The organism is Ilumatobacter sp. (genome assembly GCF_049588435.1).
Lineage (GTDB): Bacteria > Actinomycetota > Acidimicrobiia > Acidimicrobiales > Ilumatobacteraceae > Ilumatobacter_A.
Genome location: NZ_JBAVYV010000243.1, coordinates 1 through 13955, shown reverse-complemented (window position 1 = coordinate 13955; position 13955 = coordinate 1). Strand labels below are relative to the sequence as shown.

The 13955-nt window shown below is 66.9% G+C and carries 15 protein-coding genes; 4 read left to right on the top strand and 11 right to left on the bottom strand.

The window, feature by feature from the left end; all coding sequences use genetic code 11:
- The 7 genes from WBV89_RS09665 to WBV89_RS09635 all read right to left on the bottom strand — a co-directional run.
- A partial coding sequence (locus WBV89_RS09665; protein WP_423981128.1) for an HNH endonuclease signature motif containing protein occupies window positions 1–1380 on the bottom strand: 1380 nt, incomplete at its 3' end.
- 682 nt (window positions 1381–2062) lie between these two features.
- Complete coding sequence (locus WBV89_RS09660) at window positions 2063–2857, bottom strand: SDR family NAD(P)-dependent oxidoreductase (protein WP_423981127.1); 795 nt, start codon at window positions 2855–2857, stop codon at window positions 2063–2065.
- An 83-nt stretch (window positions 2858–2940) separates the two neighbouring features.
- On the bottom strand, window positions 2941–4305 hold the full coding sequence (locus tag WBV89_RS09655; RefSeq protein WP_423981126.1) for a pyridoxal phosphate-dependent decarboxylase family protein: 1365 nt from the start codon (window positions 4303–4305) through the stop codon (window positions 2941–2943).
- A 58-nt stretch (window positions 4306–4363) separates the two neighbouring features.
- Entirely contained in the window at window positions 4364–5548 is a 1185-nt protein-coding gene (locus WBV89_RS09650) for a ribonuclease D (RefSeq protein WP_423981125.1), read from the bottom strand.
- Window positions 5541–5864, bottom strand: coding sequence for a rhodanese-like domain-containing protein (locus tag WBV89_RS09645; protein ID WP_423981124.1), 324 nt, complete (start codon window positions 5862–5864; stop codon window positions 5541–5543). Before WBV89_RS09645 ends, WBV89_RS09650 begins: the two co-directional genes overlap by 8 nt.
- 28 nt (window positions 5865–5892) lie before the next feature.
- A complete protein-coding gene (gene mobA, locus WBV89_RS09640) occupies window positions 5893–6516 on the bottom strand; it encodes a molybdenum cofactor guanylyltransferase (RefSeq protein WP_423981123.1) in 624 nt (207 codons plus the stop codon).
- Window positions 6465–6899, bottom strand: a complete 435-nt coding sequence (locus tag WBV89_RS09635; protein ID WP_423981122.1) for a DUF3151 family protein — start codon at window positions 6897–6899, stop codon at window positions 6465–6467. Before WBV89_RS09635 ends, mobA begins: the two co-directional genes overlap by 52 nt.
- Window positions 6900–6921: 22 nt before the next feature.
- Here WBV89_RS09635 and WBV89_RS09630 point away from each other — a divergent pair, with 22 nt between their 5' ends.
- Together WBV89_RS09630 and WBV89_RS09625 are read left to right on the top strand one after the other, a co-directional pair.
- On the top strand, window positions 6922–7275 hold the full coding sequence (locus tag WBV89_RS09630) for a hypothetical protein (protein WP_423981121.1): 354 nt from the start codon (window positions 6922–6924) through the stop codon (window positions 7273–7275).
- Entirely contained in the window at window positions 7272–8408 is a 1137-nt protein-coding gene (locus WBV89_RS09625) for an MFS transporter (RefSeq protein WP_423981120.1), read from the top strand. Before WBV89_RS09630 ends, WBV89_RS09625 begins: the two co-directional genes overlap by 4 nt.
- Here the strand turns inward: WBV89_RS09625 and pyk are convergent.
- On the bottom strand, window positions 8386–9855 hold the full coding sequence (gene pyk, locus WBV89_RS09620; protein ID WP_423981119.1) for a pyruvate kinase: 1470 nt from the start codon (window positions 9853–9855) through the stop codon (window positions 8386–8388). The genes WBV89_RS09625 and pyk overlap by 23 nt on opposite strands.
- Window positions 9856–9884: 29 nt before the next feature.
- Between pyk and WBV89_RS09615 the strand changes: the two genes are divergently transcribed.
- Together WBV89_RS09615 and WBV89_RS09610 are read left to right on the top strand one after the other, a co-directional pair.
- A complete protein-coding gene (locus tag WBV89_RS09615) occupies window positions 9885–10502 on the top strand; it encodes a histidine phosphatase family protein (protein WP_423981118.1) in 618 nt (205 codons plus the stop codon).
- Between the two features lies 1 nt (window position 10503).
- Window positions 10504–11748 carry a M18 family aminopeptidase gene (locus WBV89_RS09610; RefSeq protein WP_423981117.1) on the top strand — a complete coding sequence of 415 codons (1245 nt, stop codon included), beginning with the start codon at window positions 10504–10506 and terminating at the stop codon, window positions 11746–11748.
- Between the two features lie 129 nt (window positions 11749–11877).
- Here the strand turns inward: WBV89_RS09610 and WBV89_RS09605 are convergent, their stop codons facing one another.
- The 3 genes from WBV89_RS09605 to WBV89_RS09595 all read right to left on the bottom strand — a co-directional run.
- Window positions 11878–12561: a lysophospholipid acyltransferase family protein gene (locus WBV89_RS09605; RefSeq protein ID WP_423981116.1), complete on the bottom strand. Its 684-nt coding sequence runs from the start codon at window positions 12559–12561 to the stop codon at window positions 11878–11880.
- Entirely contained in the window at window positions 12558–13202 is a 645-nt protein-coding gene (cmk, locus tag WBV89_RS09600; protein WP_423981115.1) for a (d)CMP kinase, read from the bottom strand. The genes WBV89_RS09605 and cmk overlap by 4 nt, the downstream gene beginning before the upstream one ends.
- Window positions 13199–13955: IMP dehydrogenase (locus tag WBV89_RS09595; RefSeq protein WP_423981114.1), on the bottom strand; the 757-nt coding region annotated here is incomplete at its 5' end. The genes cmk and WBV89_RS09595, both read right to left, overlap by 4 nt.

The window sequence follows — 13955 nt, the reverse complement described above, 5'->3', positions numbered from 1 at the left end:
GCGATCAGGTTCGGGATCGGCTGGTCGGCTCGGTTCGGGTGGTGGGTGGTCGGCGAAGTCCGGTGGTCGTTCGCCGACGGGCTGGATGATCGTGCCGTCGGGGCGGATCAGATAGATCCTCCCGTTGGTGGCACGTCTGCTGCGCAGCCCGGCGTGTTCTTTGTAGCGGTTGTGTGCGCCGCACTCGGGTGCCGCGTTGTGTTGATCGGTCTGCCCGCCGTCGGCGTGGCGTTCGAGGTGATCGACGTCGCAGAACTCGGCCGGGATCGAACACCCCGGATGAACACACGCCAACGCCACCAACTGTGCGGCCTGACGAGCGGCTCCGGTGAACAAACGTTGTTTGCGACCGAGGTCGATCACGACACCGGCACCGTCGATCACGACCCGACGAACATGGCCGCGGATCATCGCCCGAACCGCATCATGATCATCGATTCCGACGCCAGTGGACGTCTCACACCGCTCGTCGAACAGGTCGATCGGATCCTCGGCCCCTGCTCCGGGAGCGGTCGCACATCCGTGCGTCTCGGGCTCGGGTCCACGGGGAGCGAACACGCGACCATCGGTTGCCAAACCGTGCCCGCGCATTGCGCGTCCGGCACGTTCGGCGCTGAACACGATGTCCACCACCGGCTCCGGACGAACCCCATCGACCGGGACGGTCACGTACGCCATGTGGATCGCATACTGGGCGGCGAAACGACGCTGCGCTGCGGCCCTTGGCAACGGGAACCGATCCGCGTGGTCGCCGTACTCCGCTCGGCGGGTCTCGACATCGGCAGCGAACTCGGCTTCGACTGCCAGGTCGAAGATCGCCTTCATCTCCGCACCCTGCAACCCGCTCCCACCGGTGACTTTGATGTGCACACCATCAGGGCCCGCAACCACCGTTGCGTTCGCATCATGATCGTCGCCCGGGTCCGTCCCATCGGGATCGGCGTTCGCGACGACCCGATCGACAACGACCTGAAAGTCCATCACCGGGAAGTGTTCGCCGTACTCGACCAACTGGTCAACGAGCTCGCCCACACGATCCCCGACACGCGGATGCGAGACAGCTTTCGCGACCAGATCGACATTGCTCATCGACACGTGACCAGCACCGACCGCCTCGCAGGCCGAGGAATGTTCGTTCAACAGTTTCCCGCGGCGTCGGATCCGGTTCGCCTCGGTCCCCGAACAGTTCAGATGTGCTTTCAAGTAGGCGCTCATCGAACGATGACCATCCGACAAGAACTGCTGACGCCGCTCGACCACAGCCGCCACCAACGCCAACCGCGCCTCCACATCACGACGCTCCAACTCCACCGCACGCATCACCTCATCGAGTCCCGCCGCCGGCATCGCCACCAGCTCCTCGACGAACCCCACGTCCATACCCACACGATATCACGAACATGCGTTCGCCGCAACTAGGGATGTCAGGTGTCTCGTCGCGGCGTGAGGGGTCGAAGCTCGACGTCCTCGGCCCACCGACACCTCCGAGTCCGGCGTCAGGGGGACGGTTCGGTCGGCCCGAGTCAGTCACCGGCACCCGTCGGTCTGTACTCACGCCACGAGCGGCGAGGTCGCTGGCCCTGGGCACGGAGATCATCGAACGTGGCAACAGCGCCGAACTCGCGACCGACGCCGTGCCAGCAAACCGAGTCTCCGGGGACGCACCACCGGGCCAGCGCGAGGTCGCCCGGATGGTCGTAGTGTCGAAGCGGGATGGGGAACGGCACGACGGTCCGAGTTGCGTTGCTCGGCCCGACCCGCGTCGCAGGTTTCGATGGCTCGATCGGTCGTGTCCGGCTGCGTTCGGTTCTGGTGGCCGTGATCTGCCAGAACCGGGCGCCCGGACTTCCGCCGTGGATCACGTCGTAGCGGCCAGATGCCCGAACGTCTTCGAGGTCGAGCGTCTGGAACACCCGCACTCGCGGAGCGGAACGCTCAGGTCAGCGAGAGAGACGCCCGCAAGTGTTCCTCTCGGGCTGCTCTCCCTCGCTCCCGGCCTGGCCGATCACTCGATCCTCTCAGGTACGACCGGTTACCGGCTCACCTCGTCGCGCAGCGTGGATCACACCGTGTATGTGCCGCCGTCCACGCCGATCGTCTTCCCGGTGATGTAGCTTGCTCCGTCGCTTGAGAGGAAGAGCACGACGTTCGCGACCTCCTCAGGCTTGGCGATCCGACCGAGTGGGAGGGATGCAGCCTGCTTCTGGAGCCGCCCGAGATCGATCAATGACTGGGTCATGCCCGTCTCGATCGGTCCCGGGGCAACCGCGTTGACACGGATCTCGGACTGTCCCAATTCGGCAGCGAGACACTTCGTGAGCATCACGATGCCTGCTTTGGAGACGCAGTAATCGGCGATCGTCGGAACGGGGGCATAGCCGGCGATCGACGAGAAGTTGACGATGGAACCGCCGTGATTCTCGGCGATCATCTGGCGTGCGGCTTCGCGCGCGCAGATCATCACGCCGGTCAGATTGACGTCCAGGATCTTCTGCCAGCGTTCGGTGGACTTGTTGAGGATCAACCCCTCTCGTGGATTCTTCCAGGGATCGGTGGACTCGTCCTTCTCGATGAAGTTCGAGTACGAGATGCCGGCAGCGGTGACCATCGCATCGACTCGACCGAGCGTGTCCGCCGTGTGCTCCACCAGGTGCACGATGGACGCCTCGTCACCCGTATCCGTGTGGACGAACAACGCCTGTCCACCTTCGGCCTCGATCATCGCGACGGTTTCCTGTCCGCCGGCATCGTCGATGTCGGCCACTGCGATTGCCGCGCCCTCCATCGCGAACAGCAGAGATGTCGCACGCCCCATGCCGGAGCCACCGCCCGTGATGATCGCGACTTTGTCCTTCATCTGTGCCACGGCAATTCTCCTTCGTCGTGTTCGTCAGGACAGTAGACAACGAGCCGACCTGCGATACCACCCGGACGACGGCCTCAGGTCACGCGTCGGGCGCACTCGATGATCACGTCGGCGGCGTGATCGGCATCGTCGTGGGTGGTCTTCCACGAGGACACGCTCACGCGCATCGCCGTTTCGTTGTTCCACTGCGTCGACCCACACCAGATCCGGCCATCTCGATGGATCTCGGCGAGCAACCGTTCGGTGACAGTAGGTGATTCGCAGCGCACCAGCACCTGGTTGATCACCACGTCGTTCAACACCTCGAAACCGGCGTCGCCCAACCGACGGGCGATCGTGCGGGCCGCATCGGATGATCGCTGGACGAGTTCGGCCAGGCCGTTTCGACCCAATGTGCGCAGCACCGCCCACACCTCGACCTGACGTGCCCGTTGCGACGACTGTGGGGTGTGGTGCATCGCCTCGAACGCGTCCTCGGGAGGGAGGTACCCAGCGACCGACGAAAAGGTGCGCCGCAACGCACCGTCTCGGGCCACGATCGCGATGCCGCAGTCATAGGTGACGTTGAGCCACTTGTGGGCATCGGTGGCCCACGAGTCGGCACGCGCGAGACCGTCGACCAGATGACTCCGAGTCGGGTCGGCCAACGCCCACAGCCCGAACGCTCCGTCGACGTGGAGCCATCCGTTGTCGGTGGTGGCTGCAAGCCAGTCCGCGATCTCATCGAACGGGTCGAAGGCGCCCGTGTTCACCTCGCCGGCCTGCGCACACATCAGAATCGGACCGGACAGATCCGACGGCAGGTCGGCGGCGATCATCCGTCCCTGATCGTCGGAGGGGACCTTCACGACGCGGTCGCTCCCGAGCCCGATCAGGCCGAGCGACTTGCGGACGGTACTGTGCGTGTTCTCCCCCACCACCACGGTGATCGCTGGAGCTCCGAAGAGTCCGCCGGACTTCGAGTCCCACCCCGCTCGCTGGAGGAGCTCATCTCGCGCGGCAGCCATGCACGACGCGTTCGCAACCGTGGCGCCGGTGACGAAGGCGACGTCGGAACGGGCAGGCAGGTGGAGCACGTCGAGCAACCATGTTCGAGCGACGTCGTGGAGCTTGGCAGCAGCGGGAGACATCACGGGCAGGGCGGCGTTCTGATCCCATGCGTCGACGAGGAACGCTGCGCCGAGCGCAACCGGAAAGGTCGCGCCGTTGACGAAGCCGTAGTAGTTCGGTCCGGTCGAGACCATCGTCGCCGGTGCTGCGACCTCGCTGAGCATCCGCAGCGCCTCGGCGGGGTCGGTCGGATCAGCGGGCAGCGGTTCGTCGAACGTGGCCAACGCCGTGACCGCGGTCTCGCTCGGGGTTGCCGGCCGGTCGTCCGACCCAGCGACGTAGTCGATCGCTCGTCGCGCCGCATCCTGCAGCAACTCGATGTCGTTCATCTCGCCATTGATAGTCGGGCGAGGTCGTGGGAGAGGCCGCCGCTTCCGATGGCGCCGATCAGACCGGCATGAGGGTCAGGCGACCCTGCGGGTCGAACGTCAACCCGGCACGCCCGGACACGAGATCGCGGATCCCCTGGCCCAGGAGTTCGGCGCGCCACCCCGTCGCCAAGCGAGCGTCTTCGTCGTCCCGCAACAGCGCGACGATGTCGGACCGTGTGGCCAGCATCGCGGAGTCGATCTTCTCGTCTCGCGCCATCTGCGACACCCACGCCGAGATGAGCGTGATCGCCGGACGGAGGTTGCGATCGAGATCGTCGGCCGACTTGGGCGCATCGGGCGGTGTGGCCTGCTGCCCGCGTTCGACGGCGTCGAGGATCTCCTGGGCGATCCCACCCTTGGAATGGCGATCGTCGACGCCACGAGCCTGCTTCAGTTCCTGGAGTGTCGACGGTCCGCGCTGGGAGACGCCGAGGATCCCGAGATCCGGGAACACCTGGCGGACCGGGATGTCGACGCGCATCGCTCGTTCCTCACGCCATGCGGCGAGCGACTGCGCGATCGCGCGCCCCTTCGGGCGCAGCGATCGAGCGTCCTTGAGCCGCAGCCAGGCATCCTGCGGGTTCGAGCCGCTGGTCGGCCGCGTGCGCAGCTCCTCGCAGGCCGCCTCGGCCCACTCGAGGCGTCCCATCTGCTCGAGCTTGGTGACGAGGCGATCGTGCACGTCGAGGAGATACTCGACATCTGCAGCCGCATACTGGCACTGGTTGTCGGTCAGCGGACGCCGCAGCCAATCGGTCAGGCGATCGCCCTTGGCGGGGGTGATTCCGACCTCGCCCTGCAGCAGCGAGACGAGCGACGGGGTCCCGTAGCCGACGAACCCGCCGGCGATCTGGGTGTCGAACATCCGGTTCGGAACCGAGCCGATCGCATGGGTCATCACGTCGAGATCCTGTTGCGCCGCATGGATGACGCACAGCGAATCGCTGTCAAACAATCGACGGAAGTCGGACAGGTCGAGGTCGAGCGGGTCGATCAGGACGAGTTCCTGCTTCTCGTTCGTCCCGTCGGGCCACCAGGCGATCTGGATCAGCGCCAGCTTCGGGAAGTAGGTGCGCTCACGATGGAACTCGGTGTCGAGTGCGTAGCGCGGCATCTCGAGCAGTTCGTCGACGAGCTCAACGAGGCCGTCCTGGCTGTCGATCCAGCCGAACTCGATGTGCGGGGGCGCCTGGTCAGACATCGGTGGTTGCGGTTCCGGTGGTCACGTCGAACCCGGCCTCGATCCAGGCCAACATCCCGCCGGCGACGTTGACGACCGACCGACCCTCACCGGCGACGAACTCGCACGCCCGGTAGCTGCGGCCGCCCACCTTGCACATCACGTAGGTCGGGTCGCCGTCGAATGCATCGAGGTGACCGGGCACGGTGGCCAGCACGACATGGCGAGCGTGCGGCACGTGGCCGGCGGCCCATTCGTCGTCCTCGCGCACGTCGACCACGACCACATCGGGCCCGAGTGCGTGCAGATCGGATACGGAGATCTCGTCGATTGCCACGGGGAACGACCCTACCGATCGCGATCGTTCACGGGAGGTCATCGCCGCCGAGGTCCTCGGGGCGATTCACGTTGCGCAAGCCGGCGGGATCGACGGTGACGGTGGTGTGCGGAATCTCGGCGATCACGCGGTGCAGGGCTCGCTCCCCCGCGACGAATCGCTCGCGGATCACCCCGCGCGCGTTCAACGACCACAGCGTGCACATCGGTTCGAGCCGTTCGGTGGCGGCGACCCAGGCGAGGCTCATCCCGTCCCCGACCGCTGCCTCGACGATCGGCCACAGCGTGTCGCTCGTGACGCTCACCAGATCGCACGGGAGGATCAGCGCAGCGTCGACGGTGTCGAGCTTCGCGAGGTGGTCGAGCGCGCTGAGCACGCCACCGACCGGGCCGGCACCGGGAGACTGATCGTCGACGACGGGCGCACTCAGGTCAGCGAGTTCGGACGCGTCTCCACCGACGAGGATCAGGGGCTCGGCGCCCACTCCACGTAGAGCATCGAGGACGTGATCGGCCATCGGCCGACCGTCCACGTCGATCGTGGCCTTCGTGCGTCCCATCCTCCGGCTCGCCCCACCGGTGAGGACGACGCCGGCGATCTTCACGAGTTGGCGAGTCCGGTCGGGTCGAGTTGCAACAGGAACTGAGCGCATCGCTCGGCTTCGTCCTGCTCGCCGATGATGGCAGCCATCTCGCCCAGTCCGCGCAGTGACCGCAGGAAGCCCCGATTGGTGGGCTCGGCCCAACGCACGTACCCCGACCCGCGCCAGCCGCTGGCCCGGAGGGTGTCGAGACCCCGGTGGTATCCGACGCGGTAGGCGGCGTAGCGCTCGATCGTGTCACGCCCGAGATCGCCGAGTTCGGCCCATCCGGCGAGGAACCGGGGCGAGGCGGCGACGACATCGGCGACCGCCGACCGACGGACTTCACCGTCGAGCTCCAGTGCCGCAGCAAGTCGTTCGGCATCGATGGGTGACGGAGCCGGGAGCACCGTCGTGGGGATGCCGCTGGAGAACTGGATCGGTTGGTCGCTCACGCCGTCAGCGTACGCTGCCGACGTGCAAGCCATCACGCTGTCGGAGGCCCGAACGATTGCGATCGGGCTGGTCGTCGTGTGCGCGGTCGGCGCGATTCTCGGTGCGTGGATCCTCAAGTCGATCCTGCAGAAGCTGTTGGTCGTCGCCGTCCTCGGCCTGTTCGGGTTCGCGGTGTGGACCCAGCGCGAGTCCCTCCAGGACTGCGCCGACAAGGTGATCAACGCCTACGAGTTCGACGGTGTCAATCCCACGATCATCGACACCGACTGCTCCTTCTTCGGCACGACGATCACGATCTCCGACCCGCGCAACACGCCCGACGAGACACCGGCCGAGGAACCCGCAGTCGTCGGATCCACCGACGTCGCCCAGTGAACCTCGCCCGCCTGACCGCGGCGAAGGCGGTCGCGAACACCGCGCTGCGATGGGTTCCGCCGTTCCTGCCCGTCCTCGAGAAGGCGTTCGGGGCGACGACTGGTCAGATGACGACCATTCTCGGATTCGGAGAGATGTCCGGTCTGTCGACGATCGCCGTCGGTGGCCGCCTCGACCGTGGGCGGGAACGAATCGTGATGACCCTCGCGCTCGTCGCCGTCGCGGTGTCCTCGCTCGTGTCCCTCGTCGGCACGACCTTCACGTTCGCGATCGGATTCGTGCTCGTGGTCCTCGGAGTCGCCAACTGCACCGTGGCGGGCCACGCGTACATCAGTCACCGCGTCGCCTACGCGGAACGAGCACGCTCGATCGGTCTGTACGAGACGTCGTGGGCGCTCGCGCTCCTGGTCGGTGCCCCGATCATCGCGGTGTTGATCTCGGTGTTCGGCTGGCGTGGTCCGTACGTCGTGCTCGCGCTGGCAGCCACGGCGATGGCGGCGGTGATCTGGCGTTCGGCGGAGAGTGAGCGCCCGGCAACCGGTGTGTCCGTGGAATCCCGGCCGGCACCCGGCTGGAGGACGATCACGCCGAGAGCGTGGTTCGTGATCGTCGGCTCCGCGATGCTCGCGATGGCCGGTCTCTCGGTCTTCGCGATCTCCGGAAGCTGGTTGGACGACGCATTCGGCGTGTCGACCGGCGGACTCGGCGCCGTTGCGATGGGATTCGGTGCGATCGAACTGCTCGCCTCGACCGGGTCGGCCGGGTTCGCCGACCGCATCGGCAAGTTCCGCAGCACGATGACCGGAATCGCGCTGCTCGTAGTCGGTCAGGCGACGATGGCCATCGCCGACGAGACGCTGTGGATCGGCGTCGTCGGAATCCTGCTGTTCCTGTGCGGTTTCGAGTTCGCGATCGTCACGTCCTTCTCGCTGGTCACCGAAGCGATGCCCGATGCCCGAGGAACGACGATCGCGATGTCGAACGGCGTCGGGACGGTCGCCCGCGGTTCCGGAACGATCGCCGGTGGCTGGTTGTTCGGCGCCTACGGGGTGGAGGGAACACTCGCCCTGTCGGCATCCGCGATCGCGGTTGCCGTCACGGCGTTCAGCCTCAGTCGACGCGGACGATCCTGAGCACGTCGGTCGCGACCGACTTGTGCCCCCGACGCGGGACTGCTCCCGGTCCGCTCGGTGCCCCGGCGAGCACCAACACGGTGTCGCCGTGCTCGACCACGCCGCTCTCGAGCGCTGTTTCCACGGCGAACCAGACCATCTCATCGGTGGTCGAGTACATGTCGACCTGAATCGGTTCGACACCCCACGTGAGGCACATCGTGCGGACCATCTTCGGATCGGGTGACAGGCCGACCATTCGGGCGTCGGGCCGGAATCGGGCCATCGCTCGCGCCGTGCGTCCGCTGCGGGTGCAGCACAGGATCGCTGCGACGTCGGCGTCGACCGCAGCCTCGGACGCGGCGTGCGACACGGCGTTCGTGATCTGCAGATCGACGTCGACGACACCGACTCCGCCGGCTGCACGTTGCTTGCGGCCGAGCATGCGTGCCCACCTGCGGTAACCGGCCTCCTCCTCGGCGCGAGCCGCGACGACCGCCATCGTGCGCACGACGCCGACCGGGTCATGGCCGACGGCGGTCTCCCCCGACAGCATCACCGCATCGGTTCCGTCGAAGACGGCGTTGGCGACATCGCTCACTTCGGCACGCGTGGGCGAGGGTGCGGTGATCATCGATTCGAGCATCTGCGTGGCGGTGATCACCGGTTTGGCCGCATCGACGCACGCGCGCACGATCTGCTTCTGGAGGTGGGGAACGTCCTCGATCGGGCAGTCGAGCCCGAGGTCCCCGCGGGCGACCATCACCGCGTCGGACGCCTCGATGATGTCGTCGAGGTCGTCGAGCGCAGCTCTGGTCTCGATCTTCGAAACGAGCTGTGCACGGGTCCCGACGACCTCACGCACGCGCTTCACGTCGTTCGACCCGCAGACGAACGACACCGCGATGAACTCGACCCCGGCCTCGGACATCGTCTCGGCCAGCACGAGGTCGGCAGCGGTGGGGGTCTCGAGCCTGACCGCAGTCGACGAGAGGTGGACGCCGGGCTGCCCACTCGTGCGACCACCCGTGTCGACACGGGCCAGCGCTGTGGTCGCCCCGACCTCGAGCACGGTCATCGAGATCGCGCCATCACCGAGTTGCACCTTGGAGCCGGCGCGCAGATCGTCGAGCAAGGTGGCGTGCTGGACGTGGATCGTGGTGGCGTCGCTCGGTTGATCACCCGGAGCGAGTCGGACCTCACCGGAGGTCTCGATCGTCACCCCGCCGTCGGGAAAGCGCCCCGAGCGGATCTTCGGTCCGGGCAGATCCGCGAGCACGGCCACGTGCCGTCCGGCGTTGTCCGCCGCCTCCCGCACCCGGCCGAGAGTCGCCAGATGGTCGGCGATCTCCCCGTGGCTCAGGTTCAGGCGCACGACGTCGAGGCCGGCGATGATCAGTTGCTCGAGCATCTCGAGCGAGTCGCTGGCGGGACCGATCGTCGCCACGATCTTTGTTCGGCGGGTCATGTCTGATTGTCTATCGGACGATGGAACTGTTGCTGATCAGACACGGCCTCCCGATTCGACGCGAGTTGATCGAGGGGGTAGCCGACCCCGAGTTGTCGGCCGAAGGATGGGAACAGGCACGCCATCTCGGCGCCTACCTCGCGTCCGAGCCACTCGATGCCGTGTACTCGAGCCCGATGCAGCGCGCCCGCCAGACCGCCGAACCGGTCGTCGCCGAGCGATCGTTCGACCTCGTGCTCGAGCCCGACGTCGCAGAGTTCGACCGCGACAGCCCCGAGTACGTGCCGGTCGAGGAACTGAAGGCCGCGAACGACCCGCGCTGGAAGGCGATGCTCGACGGGACCTGGCAGAACGAATCCGAGGACCCCACCCTCTTCAACGAGCGCACGATCGGTGCGATCGAACGGATCATCGGAAACCATCGCGGCGACCGGGTCGCGATCACCTGCCACGGCGGCGTCATCAACGCCTACCTCTCACATCTCCTCGGACTCGACGTCGACTCGCGCGGCTTCTTCTACCCGAACTACACCTCGATCCACCGGATCGCCGCCGCCTCGACGGGTGAACGATCGATCGTCACCATCAACGAGACGAGCCACCTCCGTGGCACCGGCCTCCCGATGGGTCTCTTCCAGAAGGGCTGACATGCACCTCGACGATCTCTGCTCCTACCTCGATGGATCCCCGTCGCCCTGGCACGCCGTCGCCTCGACCAGGACACGCCTCGTCGACTTCGAGATGCTCGACGAACTCGACGAGTGGACAGACGTTCCAGCGCGTGGATATGTCGTGCGCGATGGTGCGGTGATCGCCTGGTCGATCCCTGAATCGGCGATCGTGTCGACGGGTTTCCGCATCGCCGGAGCCCACACCGACTCGCCCTGCCTGCGCGTCAAGCCTCGGCCCGATGCCGAATCGGTCGGTTGGAAACAACTGGGCGTCGAGGTGTACGGCGGGATTCTCAACAACACTTGGCTCGATCGCGATCTCGCGATCGCTGGGCGGGTCGTCACCTCCGACGGGCGCTCCGTCGACGTCGCAGTCGACCGTCCGATCGCTCGTGTTCCGCAGCTCGCTGTACATCTCGACCGTGGCGTCAACGACGAAGGACTCGTCCTCGACCGTCAGATGCACCTGACGCCGGTCTGGGGGCTCGGAATCGCTCGTCCCGGAGAGTTCGCCGAATGGCTCGCAGACGAGGCCGGGATCGACGAGCAGATCGCATGGTGGGACCTGTGCCTCCACGACGTTCAGCCCGCAGCGGTCCTCGGCGCGGACTCGTCGATGCTCGCCTCGGCACGTCTCGACAACCAGCTGTCGTGTTGGGCGGCCACCGTCGCCATCGCGGCAGCCCAGCCGTCCGAGCACATCGCGATGATCGTGCTGAACGACCACGAGGAGGTCGGTTCGGCCAGCTCGACCGGAGCCCACGGTCCGTTCCTCGAGACCGTGCTCGAGCGATTGGTGGCGGCGCGTGGCGGCTCGCGCAGCGACCTGCATCGGGCTCTCTCGACGTCGGCGTGCGTCTCGGCGGACAACGCCCACGCGATTCATCCGAACTACGTCGAGCGTCACGAGCCGGGCCACAGCCCGATCGTCAATGCGGGACCGGCGATCAAGGTCAACGCGAGTCAGCGTTACGCCACTTCCGCGACCAGCGCTGCGCTGTTCCAGGATGCATGCGAGACCGCCGGTGTCCCGTGGCAGGTGTTCGTGTCGCGCAACAACATGCCGTGTGGCTCGACGATCGGGCCGGTGACGGCGACCCGTCTCGGAATCGACACCGTCGATGTCGGAGTGCCCCAGCTCTCGATGCACTCGGCGCGCGAACTCTGCGGGGTCGACGACCCCCTGCACCTCGCCGCCGCGCTCGGCGCCTTCCTCCGCTGACCACCCCTCATCCCCCAGCCGGTCCCCCAACCGATCCCTCATCGTTCGCATGAGGAGTCTGCGGCCGATGGGCGCACACACCTCACGCGTTCGTCGGTGGCGCGGGTTCGGAGGGCGGATTGCGGCGGGTCAGCTGATGCGGGTCTGGGCGAGGTCGTAGAGGCGCTGGATCTCCGCACGCAGATGGACCGTCGTCGCGTTCAACTGCTCGCGACTCGCGCGGCTTCGGCCGTTCGTCTCGACCATGATCGGCTCGCCGACGATGACGTGGATCTTGCGGGGATACACGACCTTCGCTCCGCGCGGCATCGCTCGATCGGATCCGGCGATCCCCACCGGCACGATCGGGACCTTCGCCTTGGCGGCCAGGAACGCGGCCCCGTCGAGCAGCGGATGGACCTCGGGGCCGTCCTTGCGTTCACCCTCGGGGAAGAGGACCACCGGCTGCCCGCTCGCGAGCGCGTCGAGGCACCTGCGCAGCGCCTCGCGGTCGATCGTCCCGCGGTGGACGGGGATCGCTCCCATCGCCGTGAACAGCTTGCCGATCCAGTCGTACTTCCACATCGTGTCCTTGCCGAGATAGCGCAGACGTCGCATCTGCACCCACGACGAAATCGGGGTGTCGATGTAGCTCCGGTGGATCGGCGCCAGCACGAACGCGCCGTCGGGGAGGTTCTCCTTTCCCTCGACGGTCCCGCGCGTCCACATGCGCAGGCTGTTGCTGACGATCTGACGGAAGAACCCGTAGAGCAGCCGATTCCATCGCGTATCGCGGCCCGGCTTTGTGACGACGCGAGTCGTGGCTCCGGTCATGGCAGCATCTCGACGATCTCACGGACGACGGCGTCGATCGGCATCCCGGTGGTGTCGACGACCTTCGCTCCCGATGCTTCGACCAGCGGACTGTCGGCGCGTGAGGAATCCTTGCGGTCGCGTTCGATGATCGATGCTTCGACCTCGTCCACATCCCCGCCCAACTCGGCGACCCGACGTTCGGCGCGCACGCGTGCCGATGCCGTGACGAACAATTTGAGGGCGGCATCGGGAAAGACCACCGAACCGATGTCACGGCCCTCCACGACCCCGCCACCGTGCGCGGCGACCCAGTCCCGCTGACGACGGACCATCTCGGAGCGCACCGAACTATTGGCGGCGACGGCACTCACCGCGCCCGTGACCTCGCGCCCGCGGATCGCGGCGGTGGCGTCGTCACCGTCGACGGTGACGATGGTGCGTCCGTCGATGTCGTCGATGTCGAGTTCGATGCTCGATGCGACAGCACCGACCTCATCGGTGTCATGGGGATCGATTCCGCGGCACAGTACGGCGTGCGTGACGGCGCGGTACATCGCGCCGGTGTCGAGGTAACCGACGCCGACTTCGGCGGCCACGGCGCGGCCGACCGTCGACTTCCCGGCGCCTGCCGGTCCGTCGATGGCGATCACGATGGTCACCACGAGACTCCCGTGGGGCGTCCTTCGTCGTAGCCGGCGGCGCCCTGCACCCCCACGACCGCCCGGTCGTGGAATTCGGTGACCGTCGCTGCGCCGGCGTACGTGCAGGCCGAGCGAACCCCCGCGACGATCTGATCGATGATGTCCTCGACGCCGGGGCGCTCGGGGTCGAGGTACATCCGCGACGTGCTGATCCCCTCCTCGAACAGTTCCTTGCGGGCCCGATCGAAGTCGGATTCTGCGCGGGTGCGGTTCTTGACGGCCCGGTTCGACGCCATCCCGAAGCTCTCCTTGTAGAGCCGACCATCGGTGTCGGTCTGGGAGTCGGCGGCCGACTCGAAGGTCCCGGCGAACCACGATCCGATCATGACGTTGGCCGCTCCCCCGGCCAGCGACAACGCGACGTCACGCGGGAACCGGACTCCCCCGTCGGCCCACACGTGACCGCCGATCCGGGAAGCCTCGTCGGCGCACTCGAGCACCGCAGAGAACTGGGGTCGCCCGACGCCGGTCATCATCCTCGTCGTACACATCGCCCCGGGGCCGACGCCGACCTTGACGACGTTCGCTCCTGCCTCGATCAACTGTCGCGTTCCCTCGGCCGTCACGACGTTTCCGGCGACGATCTTGGCGTTGCCGACAGCCGAGCGAACGGCCTCAATCGCGCTCAGCGTCCGGGTCTGATGACCGTGCGCGGTGTCGATGACCAACACGTCGGCACCCATCGCGACCAGTTGAGCGGCGCGATCGGCC